The sequence below is a fragment of the Desulfomonile tiedjei DSM 6799 genome (assembly GCF_000266945.1).
Taxonomy (GTDB): domain Bacteria; phylum Desulfobacterota; class Desulfomonilia; order Desulfomonilales; family Desulfomonilaceae; genus Desulfomonile; species Desulfomonile tiedjei.
The window spans coordinates 2,544,255-2,558,018 of the sequence record NC_018025.1 but is presented as its reverse complement, the minus strand read 5'-3'; the positions used below and the strand labels follow the sequence as shown (position 1 = coordinate 2,558,018).

Below are 13,764 nucleotides of genomic sequence, written 5' to 3'. Positions count from 1 at the left end.
TTTGGCCCACTTTTTGATACTCCTCCGCTCGAAAAAGTAGCCTGTCCTGGTGAGAAAATGGGCCCGGAAGATTTCGCCCTTCAGCGTTTGCCTCAGGGATTGTCACACATACTCATCGAGATCCCGCAGAGAGGATTGAAATTCGACCCTCGATCGTATCTCGAGAACAGGGGAGTGTCAGTTGAGAGCCAGATAGTCCACGTTGACGACAATGACCGCCAGTGGCTGATCGTGTCGGTCTTGATGGAAGACATACGCAAACTGATTCTGGAACTCATCGAAAAAGGGCTCAGCGGGAACATTCGAGGAATCAACCTAAAAACTGCACCGGAGGCAGTGACTCGCCATCACCGCGACCGATAAGAGGGGGTTGTAAGGCATTTTCTCAGAAGTGGCCTTTTTCACGGTGATGAGTGAGCCTCCGGACTGCCGAGTTGTCGGGAAAACGAGTCGTCAATCCGCATGGTGAACGCCAGGTTTCTGACAGGTTCCGCCAGCCGGTTTGGAGCGACCGCCTTGCTCTGTCCGAACGCGGGGAACTTCAAGAACCGCCCTCGTGCAATCGGAAAACATTCCGACAACTGCCTCATGGGAGTTGTCCGGGTGAAAATGCGTTGAGTGCAAAGGAGAAACAAATGGGTGTCGGTAGATCTATGTCGTCGAGAAAGTTGGTCTCGGCAATTGTGCTGGTAAGCGGGATTTTTCTGGCGAACAGCCTCATGTGCCTGGCAGCGGAAAAACCCTGGTGGCCGGTCAAAGTGAATTCTTATTACGGCACGTACGATGTGAAACAGAAGAAGTCAGGGAAACCGGCTGCAAGCCTCGACGGCCCCAAAGCGGAAGACTGGTCGCCCCCTGAAAAGGCCGACAAACCATATGTCATTGGCGTTTCTTTCCCTCACCTGAAGGACCCGTATTGGCTTGCGGTGAACTACGGCATCATGTCCGAAGCCAAGCGGTTGGGAGTGGGAGTTCAACTGGTCGCTGCCGGTGGATATACGGAAGTCGAGAAGCAAGTCTCGCAGGTGGAAAACCTCGGGCAGCAAAAAGTCGATGGGATCATCCTGGGCTCCATCTCCTATACGGCGCTGGATCCCGCAGTGGCGGAGTTAACCAAGAAGAAAATTCCTGTCGTAGAAGTCATCAACGATATTCAGGCTCAAGACATAGCCGGCAAGGCGCTCGTCTCGTTTTTCGACATGGGTAAGCATGCAGGAGAGTTTGTCGTATCGGATGCGAAGACCCAGAGCAAGAAGGAAATCAATGTAGTTTTCTTGCCGGGTCCCGCCGGGTCGGGTTGGGCACCGGATACCCTGGATGGGTTCAACGAGGCCATCAAACAGTTTGAAGGCAAGGTCAACATGCTTGCGGTCAAGTGGGGAGACACGGGCAAGAACGTGCAACTCGATCTCATCGAGAACTCGCTGAAAACCTTCCCCACAATCGACTATTTGGTAGGAAATGCGGTTGCAGCCGACGCAGCGGTAGGTCCCCTTGCCGAAACGGGCCGGACCAAATCCGTCAAGGTCGTGTCAACTTATATCATCCCGCCACTCTATGAAAAAATTAAGAAAGGCACTGTTGCCGCTGCACCGTCCGACCTCACGGTGACTCAAGGACAGATGGCTGTTGATATGATGGTTCGGATTCTTAACGGCCAAAAAGCGGGAAAGGATTTCCCGTTCAGAGCAGGCCCGATCATCCCGACTCTCACCCAGGCAAACATCGATCAATACCCTTATGAGTTGTTGTTTGGGCCTCGGGATTTTCGACCGGAGTTTAAGGTGGAGCCCAAGAAATAGCAATGGGCAATCGATAGGGTGCCGCTCCTTCAATCAGGAGCGTCGCCCGATACCTCCCTGCTGCAGTAGCAGTAACGTGAAAAGGAGAATGCACCGTGCCTGATCTCGCACTGAAACTTGTCAACATCACCAAAAAATTCCCTGGTGTGCTGGCATTGGATCGTGTTTGCTTTGAGCTTTTGCCAGGTGAGGTGCACGTTCTCTTCGGCCAGAACGGAGCAGGCAAGTCCACGTTAACGAAAATCATAGCCGGATCGTACCAGCCGGATGGCGGAGAAATCTTCGTCCACGGTGAGCAGACGATATTCGAGAGTCCTCACGATGCAAGAATGGCAGGGATTTCTGCGGTGTACCAGGAGTTCAGCCTTGTACCGCAACTCACTGTATTGGAGAATCTCTTTCTGGGCAGAGAGATCGTTAAGGGAGGTTTGCTGGACAAGGAGTCCATGCAGAGAAAGGCTGAGGAGTCATTGAAGCGCCTTGACTTCGATCTCGACCTGACTGCCAAGGTGGCAGACTTGACTCGGGCCGAACGTCAGATGGTGGAGATTGCCAAGGCCTTTCAAGAGAAGATGTCCGTACTCATCCTGGACGAACCCACCGCATCCCTTACGGACAAGGAAGTCAAAAAGCTCTTCGAGATTATCAGGAAGCTCAAAAGCGAGCGTGTGGGAGTCGTGTACATTTCTCATCGCATGGACGAGCTCAGGAAGATAGGTGACCGCATAACTGTCTTCAGGGATGGAAAATATGTAGACACACTCGAGATGGCCGATGCTGATGAAAAAAAATTGATCTCCCTGATGACCGGCACCGAATATGCTGAGGTTTTTCCAACTCTTACCCACACTCCGGGAAAACCGGTGCTCACGGTACAAGGACTTACGACGGCCAGTGGGCTTCGTGACGTGAGCTTTACCGTGCGGGAGGGTGAGATTTTCGGTATCGCCGGTCTGGTGGGTGCAGGCAAATCACGGGTCGGGCGGGCAATTTTCGGTCTGGAGAGAATTACAGCCGGATCGAGCCTTCTCTTCGACCGGCCGCTCGAGAAAATGAACCCGTCAAAAGCCATAAGAAACGGAATACTCTATTTCCCCGCGGACAGGCACAAGGAAGGTTTGGTGCTGTGTCGTTCGGTGAGGGAAAATCAGACACTGGCAGCAGTCCCCCTTTTCGAGAAGGGACCGTTCATAGATATCGGCCGCGAGAAATCCACGGCTCGAAGCCTGATAGACAGACTCAAAATTCGCCCACCCCACATCGACCAGACCGTTAACGATCTCAGTGGCGGGAATCAGCAAAAGGTTATGCTCGCGAGGGGGCTAACGAGAGATATCAAAGTGTTCATCTTTGACGAGGCAAGTTGCGGCATCGACGTGGGAGCCAAGCGGGACGTGTACTGGTTATTGAAGGACTATGCGGAAAAAGGCATGGCTGTAATCTTCATCTCTTCGGAATTGCCGGAAATTTTGAATCTCTGTCATACGGTTATGGTCATGCACGCAGGGGCACCGTGCTCGATAATGCCCGGTTCTGAAGCGACTGAGGAAAGAGTCCTGGCAGGCTGTTTCGGTTACGATTTCGCAAGTTCTGTGACACAGCAAGCGATCCGGGACGGCCTTAGCGGGCGCACCGCCTGCGCAGGCGCACCGTCGCAATACCACTGAGGAAGGGGAGACAGTTGGTGGAGTCGGTAAAACGAATATTCATATCCGTAGGGGTGCTCCCGTTTCTTCTGGTCGCCTTGATCGTTCTCTTCAGTCTGGCAGAAAGTCGCTTCATGACACTGTCGAACATGATGACGGTGAGTAGACAGGCAACATACCTGGTCATGGTTACCTGCGGGCAGATGATCACTATATTGTGTGCGGGTTTCGATCTTTCAGTCGGGTCCTCAGTCGCCCTGACCAGCATTGTCACCGCTCACACCATCATATCGCTGCCGCATCCCGCGGGAGGAATTACTGCCGGGGTGCTGGTGGGAGTGGCCACAGGCACTGCATTAGGCGCTGTCAACGGCATAACCATTTCCCTGTTCCGAGTTTCTCCCTTCGTGGTGACCCTGGGCATGATGTCAGTGGCACATGGAATGGCCCTTCTCATTTCCGGAGGGGTTCCGATCTTCAATCTTCCCGACCAGTTCAACGAGTACCTGGCCATAGGTAGGCTCTGTGGGATTCCTGTGCCATTGTTTGTCGCTTCGTTTGTAGTGATCGCAATATACATCATGCTGACGAGGACGCGAGTCGGGCGATACTTTTATGCCATCGGGGGAAACGAGGAAGCAGCCAGACTGTCGGGCATTCATGTGAAAAAATACAATTGCCTGGCCTACATACTCTGTGGCGCACTTGCAGGTTTGACAGGCGTGATGCTGACCGCCCGGGTGGCTTCCGGTGAACCGAATCTTGGAGCAGCCTTGCCTCTGGAGTCCATAGCTGCGGCAGTCATCGGCGGCGTGTCGCTCCGGGGAGGTGAAGGGAACGTTATTGGAGCCATTTTCGGAGCCATTTTGATCGTCCTGATCAGGAACGGGATGGACCTCATGAATGTCAGCTCTTACTTGCAAATGGTGGTCATGGGCTGTCTTCTGGTCTTCGCTGTGGTCATGGACCAATTCCGGCTGTCTTTGAAAGGCCGATAGAGAGAAACACTGGAGCATGTCTATGCAAATCGATCTCAATGCGGATATGGGTGAGAGCTTCGGGATGTACAAGCTCGGCAATGACGAAGAATTCATGCAATACATCTCCGCAGCCAATGTGGCATGCGGCTTCCACGCAGGGGACCCGAGCGTAATGAAGAAGACGGTGGGCTTTGCCCGGCGATGCGGCGTGCAGGTTGGCGCTCACCCCGGATTACCCGACCTTGCCGGATTCGGCAGAAGAGAAATGAATCTTACGCCAGACGAGGTCTACTGCGACGTCCTGTATCAAATCGGTTCCTTGAAAGCCTTTGTCGAAGCAAGCGGTCTGCGTCTTCATCATGTTAAGCCGCACGGGTCTCTGTATGGCATGGCTCATCGTCGCGAAGAAATTGCTCGAGCCGTTTGCCAGGCACTGAAGGACGTGGACCCGAAGCTCTATCTCTATGCCATGAAGAAGGGAGCGATCGGGGCGGTCGCTGAGGATATGGGCATACGGACGGTGTTCGAGCTGTACGCAGACCTCGGATACGACGCGGAAGGTAATCTGGTCATCACGCGCGAACATGGCGCCCACGACCCCGCTCACGTGGCCCAACGGGTTCTCAAGATGGTCATGGATCGGAAAGTGATCGCCGAAAATGGCGAGGAAATAGCGATTGAAGGTAGCTCGGTTTGTGTTCATGGCGACACACCGGGAGCATTAGCGATTGTCTCGGCTGTTCGGCGTGCCTTTCACGAGAATGGGATAGTTGTGGCTGCGCCGCCTCTTTAGAGGCATGAGCCTTTGCCGTAATTCTTTGTCCTGAAGGGACTAAAGAAAATAGCCCGGTAATTCATTGCCGGGAATTTGTGTATCAGTCGTCCCTCTGGGACTCGAAAATCCATGGTGTTTCTTCTTAACCGGCGATGAATCGCCGGCCTATTTTCACGTGTTCCTCCGGAACAAACAACCAAAACCGCTCTAAGTTAGGGCATATGCCTTTTATAGGCTCGACATGACAGACCCATAAAGTGAATATCATTGTCGTTCACAGGGATGCATTGACTGCTCGGCTTGCAGATAAGCGCTGTCCGATAAGTTCGTGCATTACCCTTTTCAGATAACAAATTTGCGAGAGGAGTGTCGTTTTGCTCAATAAGTCGAATACAGAACTCCTGGAGGAGAGGTTCTCGGAGGTCCCGAGGGGTCCTTTTTATGTCACCCCTTATTTTGTTTCGAGAGCTAAGGGAGCCGAAATATGGGACGTGGAGGGTAAAAGGTACTTGGATTTTGCTGGTGGGATAGGCGTCAACAATGTGGGACACTGCAATGAACAAGTCGTAGCTGCAATCAAGGATCAGGCCGACCAGTTCTTGCACACCTGCTTCCACATCGTCATGTACGAGCCGTACCTGGAGCTGGCTTCAAGGCTGAACCGCCTTACACCCGGCGACTTCGAGAAGAAGACGATATTGGTCAATAGTGGAGCGGAAGGCGTTGAAAACGCGGTTAAAGTCGCTCGCGGCCATACGGGGCGACCAGCCATTATCGTCTTTGAAGATGCCTTTCACGGGCGCACCCTGCTCACCATGACTATGACCAGCAAGGTGAAGCCGTATAAATTTCGTTTTGGGCCGTTTGCTCCTGAAATTTATCGTATGCCTTACGCATATTGCTACCGATGCGCTTTCGGACTTACATATCCGAATTGCGATGTGTACTGCGCACATCACTTTGAATCTTTCCTCTTGAATCACGTAGCTGCCGAAGAGACTGCGGCCATGGTGGTTGAGCCGGTTCTCGGAGAAGGCGGCTTTGTGGCACCTCCACGGGAGTATTTTTCTATCCTTTTCGAGTCATGCAAGAAGCGAGGGATCGTCTTCGTTGCAGACGAGATCCAATCCGGCATATGCCGAACAGGGAAGCTCTTTGCTATCGAGCATTACGGCATAGCTCCGGACATCATTATCACAGCTAAATCCCTCGCCGGCGGTATGCCCCTGGCGGCTGTCACCGGCCGGGCAGAGATAATGGAGCAACCTCAGGTTGGCGGTTTAGGAGGAACGTATTCCGGCAATCCTGTTTCGTGCAGAGCAGCCTTGGCGGTTCTCGATTTTGTAGAAGAGCAAGACTTGAGCGCCCGCGCTGAGAAGATAGGCGAGATCATCCAACAACGCTTTCACAAAATGTCAGAACGATTCCCCCTTATAGGCGACGTTCGGGGTCTTGGAGCAATGACAGCGTTGGAACTGGTGAAAGATCGCAAGACAAAGGAGCCCGCTCATGAGGAGGCACGCAAGATAGTCAGTTATGCCCACGAACACGGTCTCATCATCCTGGCGTGTGGAAGATTCAGCAATGTCATCAGAACCTTAATGCCTCTGGTGATCACTGACGAGCAATTGGAAGAAGGTCTGGACATCCTGGAGGAAGCGCTAGCTGCGGTAAGCTGCGCATGACCAAGGCGGCTCGATAAAAAGCGGCCGAATCGAGGGGATCTCGTATCGGCCTGTCGAGTCCGAAAGCCCTAATGGGAGAACCAAAACATGAGTCGAAACAAGTATGAGGTGCTACTGGACACCATGCCGGAAACCGCATCAAGGCTTGAAGTCTTGTTCAGGGAGGCCGGCGATGGATTTATCCAAGTGGAATACGGTCACGAGCAACGTGCGGCATTGCAGGACTCGTTCCGTATGTTGGCTGTGAACGATATCATCCACTCCAAAAAGATCGCAGGGCTGATCGAAACCGTCCCGGGTTTGCGAACAAACCTGTTTCATTTCGATCCTACTGTCCTCAAGACGTCTCAGCTTATCGAATACGTCAAAGAAGCTGAAAATTCCATGCCCACTATCGACGACGTCGTGCTGGAATCGAGGGTGATTCATCTGCCGCTTGCGTTTGAGGATTCCGAAACGAAGAAGGCTATAGACAAGTATCTCAAAGAAGTGCGGCCCGGCTCCCCGAATGTCATTAATGGGCATAATCTCGAATACATAGCCATGTGCAACGGGGTCTCGGTTCAGGAAACCAAAGACATGTTCCTGGGCACTGAATGGTTCAACAGCGGAGGCGGCTTCTGGCCGGGAGGAGCTTTCCTGTGGCCTACCGATCCCCGCTGCGCTCTGATCGTGCCGAAGTACAATCCTCCTCGGACTTGGACGCCTGAGGGAGCAGCCGGAATAGGAGGACCGTGCGTTTTCACGTACACGACGCCAACTGGTGGCGGGTACCAGCTTTTCGGCCGTACCATTCCGACATTTCAGTTCAACCAGAAACACCCGATATTCAAGGATGGCCCCTTTCTTTATAAGCCTGCCGACCGGGTGAGGTTTCACGAAGTCACCGAAGAAGAAGTTGTCGACATCTACCAACATGTCCACGTGGAAACCGACTACGAATACAGGATTGAACAGGGAAAGATCGTGGTGAAAGACTACATGGCCTGGTACAACTCCGCCGAGGTTCAACAGGGCATCGCGGAACTGGCCGCCAAACGTGTGCAGGGTCTCAAAATGGCGCCTCGCCTGTGATCCTGCAATAAGGAGACGAAGAGTATGCTTACAGTCAAACAAGGCGGAATCGAGACACTGGTGGAGGATTGGCCGGGCAGGCTGGGATTTCTCGGAAAAGGCATGGCACCGTCCGGTGCTTTTGACAATGTCGGCCTGGGTTACGCAAACCTTCTCGTCGGAAATCTTCCAGGCGAGGCGGCTTTGGAGGTTACAGCAGGTTTTTTCGAGGCAGAATTCAACGCGGACACGGTGATTGCCGTAACGGGAACCCCTCAACCTCCCACGATAAACGGTCAGCCAGTAGCAATGTGGCAATCTGTGGAAGTGCACAAGGGAGATACTATCAAGTTCTCTCATATCGGTTCGACCGGCTTTCGATGGTACCTCGGCATTGCCGGCGGCATTGACGTCCAGCCCTATCTGGGCAGCAAATCCACCTGTATATTCGGAAATTATGGTGGATTTGAAGGGCGCAAGCTGCAGCCGGGCGACGTCTTGAAATTCGGCAATCCTTCACGCAACCTCAGTGATTTGACAGGAAGGAAGCTGAAACAAGAGTTCATCCCTGAGTATTCCCGTGAATGGACTCTGCGTGCCATTCCAGGGCCTAACACCTGTCCCGATTATGCCACCGAAGAGGGAATGGAATATCTCTTTACTCATTCATTCAAAGTCCAGCATACCTCCAACCGTTCCGCATACAGATTGGAAGCACTGCCGGACAGCTTCTTCTCGCGTGCTGACGGCGGAGTCGGAGGAAGCCATCCATCCAACATAATCGATCATGGGTATGCAATGCGAGGAGCTTTGAACATTTGCGGCAACACGCCTGTGCTCCTGATTGCCGACGGTCCGACACTGGGCGGGTATATGTGCGCTCTGAACGTGATCAATGCGGACCTGTGGAAGGTCGGCCAGGGAACACCGGCCAGGGACTTCATCAAATTTCAACTGTGCTCTCAAGAAGAGGCAATCCAGGCACGTATCGACCAGACGAAACTCTTTGTGGAAGACACCGTGGTGTAACAAGGGAAAGGCTCTTGTGCGGGAAACTGTGACTGATACGAGAAAGGAAAATCGCTATGGAAAAAAATGTGGACGCGTGCGTTCCGGGACTCTGTGCTCGCGTTGTCGTGAATGAAGGGGATAAGGTGGCAAAAGGACAAGAAGTGGCGGTCATCAATTGCATGAAAACGGAAATATCCGTCATGTCCGAGTGGGACGGCATTGTAACGAAGGTTCTGTCGAAGGAATGGGACGAACTGGAAGTCGGCACGCCGATGGTGGTCCTGGAAGTGCCTAACGGAGGCTAAAACTATGATCAAGAAGTTGCTCATTGCCAACCGGGGCGAAGTCGTCGCGAGGATAACCCGGACTTGCAGGGAAATGGGCATAAAAACCGTGGCAGTGTTTTCGGAAGCAGACCGGGATGCAGCGTACCTGAGCACTGCGGATGAGGCCGTATCCATCGGTCCTGCCAACCCTCTATTGAGCTACCTGAACATGGACGCGATTATTGGGGCGGCTCAAACGACAAATGCCGATGCGGTGCATCCCGGATACGGATTTCTCTCGGAGCGGGCCATATTTGCGCAAGCGGTTTCGGACGCCGGCCTGACCTGGGTGGGCCCGTCTTCGACGGTCATGAAACGCATAAGTTCCAAATGTTATTGCAGACACCTTGCCGACAGTGCAGACGTGCCGTTTATTCCGGGGACCATGGACCCTGTGAACGATCCGCAAGAAGTCGTTGTATTCGGTCGCAAGCACGGTTATCCACTGCTCCTTAAACTGGACAAAGGCGGCGGCGGAAAAGGTATCGAGAGAGTTGATTCCGAAGACCAGGTGGAGGCAATTTTTCAGCGTGCATGCAGCATCGGCAATATGGCCTTCGGATCGTCAGCCTGCTACATAGAGCAACTCGTTCATCAACCCAGGCACATCGAAATACAGTTCGTGGCCGATGATTACGGTAATTGTGTCTTGCTTGGCGAGCGGGAATGTTCTATTCAGCGCAGACACCAGAAAATCATCGAGGAAGCTCCTTCTGTCATAGTGACTGACGACGAGCGCCAAATGCTTTTCGAGTACGCAAGGCGAATGGTTCGAAAGATGGAATATCACGGCGCCGGTACTTTGGAAGGTCTTCGTTCCGAGGACGGGAACTACTATTTCATGGAGGTAAACGCCAGACTTCAGGTGGAACACGGGGTGTCCGAAATGTTGACCGATACGGATATAGTGAAGTGTCAGTTGGAAATCGCTTCCGGTCAACCCTTACACTTCCGTCAAGAAGATGTGAGGATGCGAGGCCATGCCATAGAGGCCCGAATCTACGCTGAAGACCCTGAAACGTTTCTTCCTTCTCCCGGCAAAATAGTGGAGCTACAACTTCCCGAAACAGGCACGAATTTGAGGGTGGACCATGCACTGCAGGCCAACAGTTCGGTTCCTCCATACTACGATCCGTTGCTGGCAAAAGTGATTGCCAGAGGTCAAAACAGAACCGAGGCTCGAAATCACCTCATCAACGCGTTGCGTGAGTTCCGAATAGAGGGCATTAAAACCACCATTACCGCCAATCTGAAAATACTCGGGCATCCGAAATTCGAGCAGGGCGACTTCACCACAGCATTCCTGGAGGAGTCTTTCGGATAGCCGGCTAGTATCAATTCCACGTTGAAAATCGTAGGAGGCATGTGCGCTTTTTTGTCGAGCAAACGCTCGTTGTCCGTTCCGAGTGTCACGGGATCCACTATTCATAGGAATTGTCAGAATCAATGTCCGATTGAAGATTAAAATATTGGTGGGTGCCGGCCTCCGTGCCGGCACATCTTCCATATGATTAAATGATATCGCTGGAATGGACAGGCAGAGAGAAAGTGTCTCAAAAATCGAAATCTACCCCAGATCGTGGCACGATTTCTCATCGTCTGCCCGGCCTGATTGTAGCTCACAAGGATGTGGTGAGCGAAGCGAACCGCATCGGTCGCGAAAGGCCTCGACTGATGCGGTTCCCGCTGGTCACCGCATCCTACGCTGGCCATCAGGAATCTCAGGTGCCAATCAGAGACAACCTACCCCATGATAGCAATCGTGCCACGATTTCTTTGCGCATTCGAGAATTTTGAGACAATCTCGAGACGCCGGTCCCGACTAATAGGTTGTATTCGAGCGCGGAATAAATGCCAGAATTTTTGACAATCGCTCTAACCGATCAATAGTGATTTGATCGTCTGCAAAGGAATCTGCAAAGGAAATTTGAATGAATGTATCACTTAAGCTCAGTGACAAAACCCTGTTTAGACAGCAAAACTATATCGACGGTAAGTGGGTCGATGCAGACGACGGGACTGGTTTAGTAGTGACTAATCCGGCTGATGGTACGACACTCGGACGAGTTCCAAACCTTGGATCGACTGAAGTGCGGCGCGCTGTAGAAGCTGCGTACGCGGCATATCCGGCGTGGCGCGATCGGACGGCAAAAGAAAGAGCCCTAATTCTCCGGCGCTGGAATGAGCTGATAATGGCGAACCAGGACGACTTGGCCATGATCCTCACTTCAGAAATGGGCAAGACTTTTCGAGAGGCTAAAGACGAAGTGGCTTATGCTGCAGCATTTGTAGAATGGTTTGCAGAAGAAGGCAAACGCACCTATGGTGATGTCATTCCCTCTAACCGGCACGATAGCCGCATTATAGTGATAAAACAGCCCGTAGGTGTTTGCGCGGCAATCACTCCATGGAATTTTCCAATCGCAATGCCTGCCCGAAAGGCAGCACCAGCTCTCGCCGCTGGCTGCACTATGGTATTGAAGCCCGCGAGCCAGACGCCCTATTCTGCTCTGGCTCTAGCGGAACTGGCTGAACGGGCGGGAATTCCGAAAGGGGTGTTCAACGTTGTGACCGGCTCTTCTTCAATCATTGGGAGAGAATTGACGGAAAATCCGCTCGTGCGAAAGCTCACTTTTACCGGATCCACCGAGGTCGGAAGACTGCTTATGCGACAATGTGCAGGAACTGTAAAGAAGATATCTCTGGAATTGGGAGGCCATTCCCCCTTCATCGTATTCGATGACGCAGACTTGGGTTCAGCGGTCGAGGGAGCCATAGTGTCAAAGTATCGTGCCGCGGGGCAAACGTGCGTGTGCACCAACCGGATTCTGGTGCAGGACAGCGTCTATGATGAGTTTGTCAACAAATTTGTCGCTGCGGCCAGTGGACTCCAGGTTGGAAACGGACTTGATCCGATAGTGAACGTGGGGCCGCTCATCGACGAAGCCGCTGTAGAGAAAATGGAAGAGCAGATCCATGACGCAGTCACATTGGGAGCTACTCTTACGCTCGGAGGAAAGCGCCACCAACTTGGCCGTACATTTTTCGAGCCGACTGTATTGACTGAAGTGACGTCGCAAATGCTTTGTGCTCGAGAGGAGACTTTTGGCCCGATTGCTCCCATCATACGATTCTCCTCAGAAAAGGATGCCATTTCTATAGCTAACGATACGGCTTATGGCCTTGCGGCTTACCTGTATAGTCGCGACCTGGCGAGGGTTATCCGCGTGAGCGAAGCGCTGGAATATGGAATCGTCGGCGTTAACACGGGACTCATCTCCACTGAGGTTGCTCCTTTTGGAGGAGTCAAACAATCCGGGATCGGGCGGGAAGGATCCAGGTACGGCATCGAAGACTACTTGGAGATCAAGTACGTGTGTCTCGGCAATATTCTGTGACGAGGTATCTATTCAGTTACGCATCGGAATGCTTTCTTCAGCCCTGAAGCGGGCTACCCAATAGTAGCCGTGGGTGCAAACCCACGGAAGCGATACGGCAAAGCCTTTGTCTTCAAGACCCTGAATGGGTCCACCAATGACATTTGGGAATAGTTACCTTTGGTCGACCCTTTCAGGGTCGTTGAACCGTGCTTATGGACATGACGCATGTCCACGGGTTGACACCCGTGGCTACTACTGCGCCGTCCTTCCAGGGCGCAGAATCCCTAGTGCCCGCTCGTAACTGAACGATTACCTGACGAGGGTTCCGACAAGCCTTTTCGAAATATTGCCGAGTTAATTTCCTACTCCAGGTACATTGCAAGCTTCGTGTTCCCTGCTCTCGGTATTGGCCCTTACATTGGAGAGTGTCTGCAGAAAGTCTGAGTTACCCTGGATCAAGGATGATTGGCGGGGAAGCGCCTCGCTCGCGAAGGTGCCTTCCCCCCAAATTCAGCACGTCAGACGCTTTCAGGTATTATTTGCCTGAGGGGAGCGTAGTAGCCGGTTTTGCAGTCTGCACATCCTTCATGGCTTTCTCGGCTTCTGCTTTGGTAGCAAAAGGCCCCTTGACTATGGAGGTTGCCTCCATCGGTTTCTTGTCCACTATGGACACTTTGCCTTGTGAATCCTTGGTCAAGTAGAATTCGGCCGCCGCCATAGCGACAGTACCTGATACAAAAGTCATAAGCGCCATCATTACCACTATGAACCGAACAGTTTTCTTCATTGCCTTCTCCTTCAAGTTGCTTCTTGGACGAAGAAATCGCCCTTAGCTCGAATCGGCAGCGAGGTCGTCTTGGAGACCTTGTGGCCTTTTCCGTGAAGCTACTTAAGGTATCGCAAGCTGAATCAAAAACTGACATGAAGGAATTGTTCCGGATCACCCTGGTATCCTGGTCGAAGAAAGGGGACCCACTCGGTGACTCGGTCACATTCTGAGTCGAATCGCCCCCCGAATCTGTCTCCGCTGAGATGGTCCGGATCGCGTTTCCGGTGTTTTCTCACGATTGTCCGGCTTCTCTGACGCGACTGTATGCTGGAGATCG

At 52.6% G+C, this 13,764-nt stretch carries 12 protein-coding genes; 11 read left to right on the top strand and 1 reads right to left on the bottom strand.

From position 1 onward, the window contains the following. Positions 1–57: 57 nt before the first annotated feature. The 11 genes from DESTI_RS10670 to DESTI_RS10620 all read left to right on the top strand — a co-directional run bounded on the left by DESTI_RS10670 (position 58) and on the right by DESTI_RS10620 (position 12,676). The gene (locus DESTI_RS10670; protein WP_014809970.1) at positions 58–363 is read left to right on the top strand and encodes a hypothetical protein; all 306 of its coding nucleotides are present in this window, start codon (positions 58–60) and stop codon (positions 361–363) included. Positions 364–635: 272 nt separating this feature from the next. Beyond that, positions 636–1,802, top strand: coding sequence for a TMAO reductase system periplasmic protein TorT (gene torT / locus DESTI_RS10665; RefSeq protein WP_014809969.1), 1,167 nt, complete (start codon positions 636–638; stop codon positions 1,800–1,802). Between the two features lie 95 nt (positions 1,803–1,897). Continuing rightward, positions 1,898–3,469, top strand: coding sequence for a sugar ABC transporter ATP-binding protein (locus DESTI_RS10660; protein WP_014809968.1), 1,572 nt, complete (start codon positions 1,898–1,900; stop codon positions 3,467–3,469). Positions 3,470–3,486: 17 nt separating this feature from the next. After that, the gene (locus DESTI_RS10655) at positions 3,487–4,446 is read left to right on the top strand and encodes an ABC transporter permease (protein WP_014809967.1); all 960 of its coding nucleotides are present in this window, start codon (positions 3,487–3,489) and stop codon (positions 4,444–4,446) included. Positions 4,447–4,468: 22 nt separating this feature from the next. Further along, entirely contained in the window at positions 4,469–5,221 is a 753-nt protein-coding gene (locus DESTI_RS10650; RefSeq protein ID WP_014809966.1) for a LamB/YcsF family protein, read from the top strand. A gap of 356 nt (positions 5,222–5,577) precedes the next feature. Beyond that, positions 5,578–6,888 carry a 4-aminobutyrate--2-oxoglutarate transaminase gene (gabT, locus tag DESTI_RS10645; RefSeq protein ID WP_014809965.1) on the top strand — a complete coding sequence of 437 codons (1,311 nt, stop codon included), beginning with the start codon at positions 5,578–5,580 and terminating at the stop codon, positions 6,886–6,888. A gap of 87 nt (positions 6,889–6,975) precedes the next feature. Next, positions 6,976–7,962, top strand: a complete 987-nt coding sequence (locus DESTI_RS10640) for a carboxyltransferase domain-containing protein (protein ID WP_014809964.1) — start codon at positions 6,976–6,978, stop codon at positions 7,960–7,962. Positions 7,963–7,986: 24 nt separating this feature from the next. Then, complete coding sequence (locus tag DESTI_RS10635) at positions 7,987–8,970, top strand: 5-oxoprolinase subunit C family protein (protein ID WP_014809963.1); 984 nt, start codon at positions 7,987–7,989, stop codon at positions 8,968–8,970. Between the two features lie 56 nt (positions 8,971–9,026). Beyond that, positions 9,027–9,257 carry an acyl-CoA carboxylase biotin carboxyl carrier protein subunit gene (locus DESTI_RS10630; protein WP_014809962.1) on the top strand — a complete coding sequence of 77 codons (231 nt, stop codon included), beginning with the start codon at positions 9,027–9,029 and terminating at the stop codon, positions 9,255–9,257. Positions 9,258–9,261: 4 nt separating this feature from the next. Further along, entirely contained in the window at positions 9,262–10,602 is a 1,341-nt protein-coding gene (locus DESTI_RS10625) for an acetyl-CoA carboxylase biotin carboxylase subunit (protein ID WP_014809961.1), read from the top strand. 607 nt (positions 10,603–11,209) lie between these two features. Continuing rightward, positions 11,210–12,676: an NAD-dependent succinate-semialdehyde dehydrogenase gene (locus tag DESTI_RS10620; protein ID WP_014809960.1), complete on the top strand. Its 1,467-nt coding sequence runs from the start codon at positions 11,210–11,212 to the stop codon at positions 12,674–12,676. Between the two features lie 517 nt (positions 12,677–13,193). On the opposite strand, the gene DESTI_RS10615 is transcribed toward DESTI_RS10620, so the two are convergent. Continuing rightward, a complete protein-coding gene (locus DESTI_RS10615; RefSeq protein WP_014809959.1) occupies positions 13,194–13,445 on the bottom strand; it encodes a hypothetical protein in 252 nt (83 codons plus the stop codon). Positions 13,446–13,764 lie beyond the last annotated feature (319 nt).

What these genes read in the sequence shown, in the direction of transcription:
- DESTI_RS10670 (WP_014809970.1), top strand. Translation starts at nt 58, where the DNA reads ATGGGCCCGGAAGATTTCGCCCTTCAGCGTTTGCCTCAGGGATTGTCA.
- torT (WP_014809969.1), top strand. Translation starts at nt 636, where the DNA reads ATGGGTGTCGGTAGATCTATGTCGTCGAGAAAGTTGGTCTCGGCAATT.
- DESTI_RS10650 (WP_014809966.1), top strand. Translation starts at nt 4,469, where the DNA reads ATGCAAATCGATCTCAATGCGGATATGGGTGAGAGCTTCGGGATGTAC.
- DESTI_RS10640 (WP_014809964.1), top strand. Translation starts at nt 6,976, where the DNA reads ATGAGTCGAAACAAGTATGAGGTGCTACTGGACACCATGCCGGAAACC.
- DESTI_RS10635 (WP_014809963.1), top strand. Translation starts at nt 7,987, where the DNA reads ATGCTTACAGTCAAACAAGGCGGAATCGAGACACTGGTGGAGGATTGG.
- DESTI_RS10630 (WP_014809962.1), top strand. Translation starts at nt 9,027, where the DNA reads ATGGAAAAAAATGTGGACGCGTGCGTTCCGGGACTCTGTGCTCGCGTT.
- DESTI_RS10625 (WP_014809961.1), top strand. Translation starts at nt 9,262, where the DNA reads ATGATCAAGAAGTTGCTCATTGCCAACCGGGGCGAAGTCGTCGCGAGG.
- DESTI_RS10620 (WP_014809960.1), top strand. Translation starts at nt 11,210, where the DNA reads ATGAATGTATCACTTAAGCTCAGTGACAAAACCCTGTTTAGACAGCAA.
- DESTI_RS10615 (WP_014809959.1), bottom strand. Translation starts at nt 13,445, where the DNA reads ATGAAGAAAACTGTTCGGTTCATAGTGGTAATGATGGCGCTTATGACT.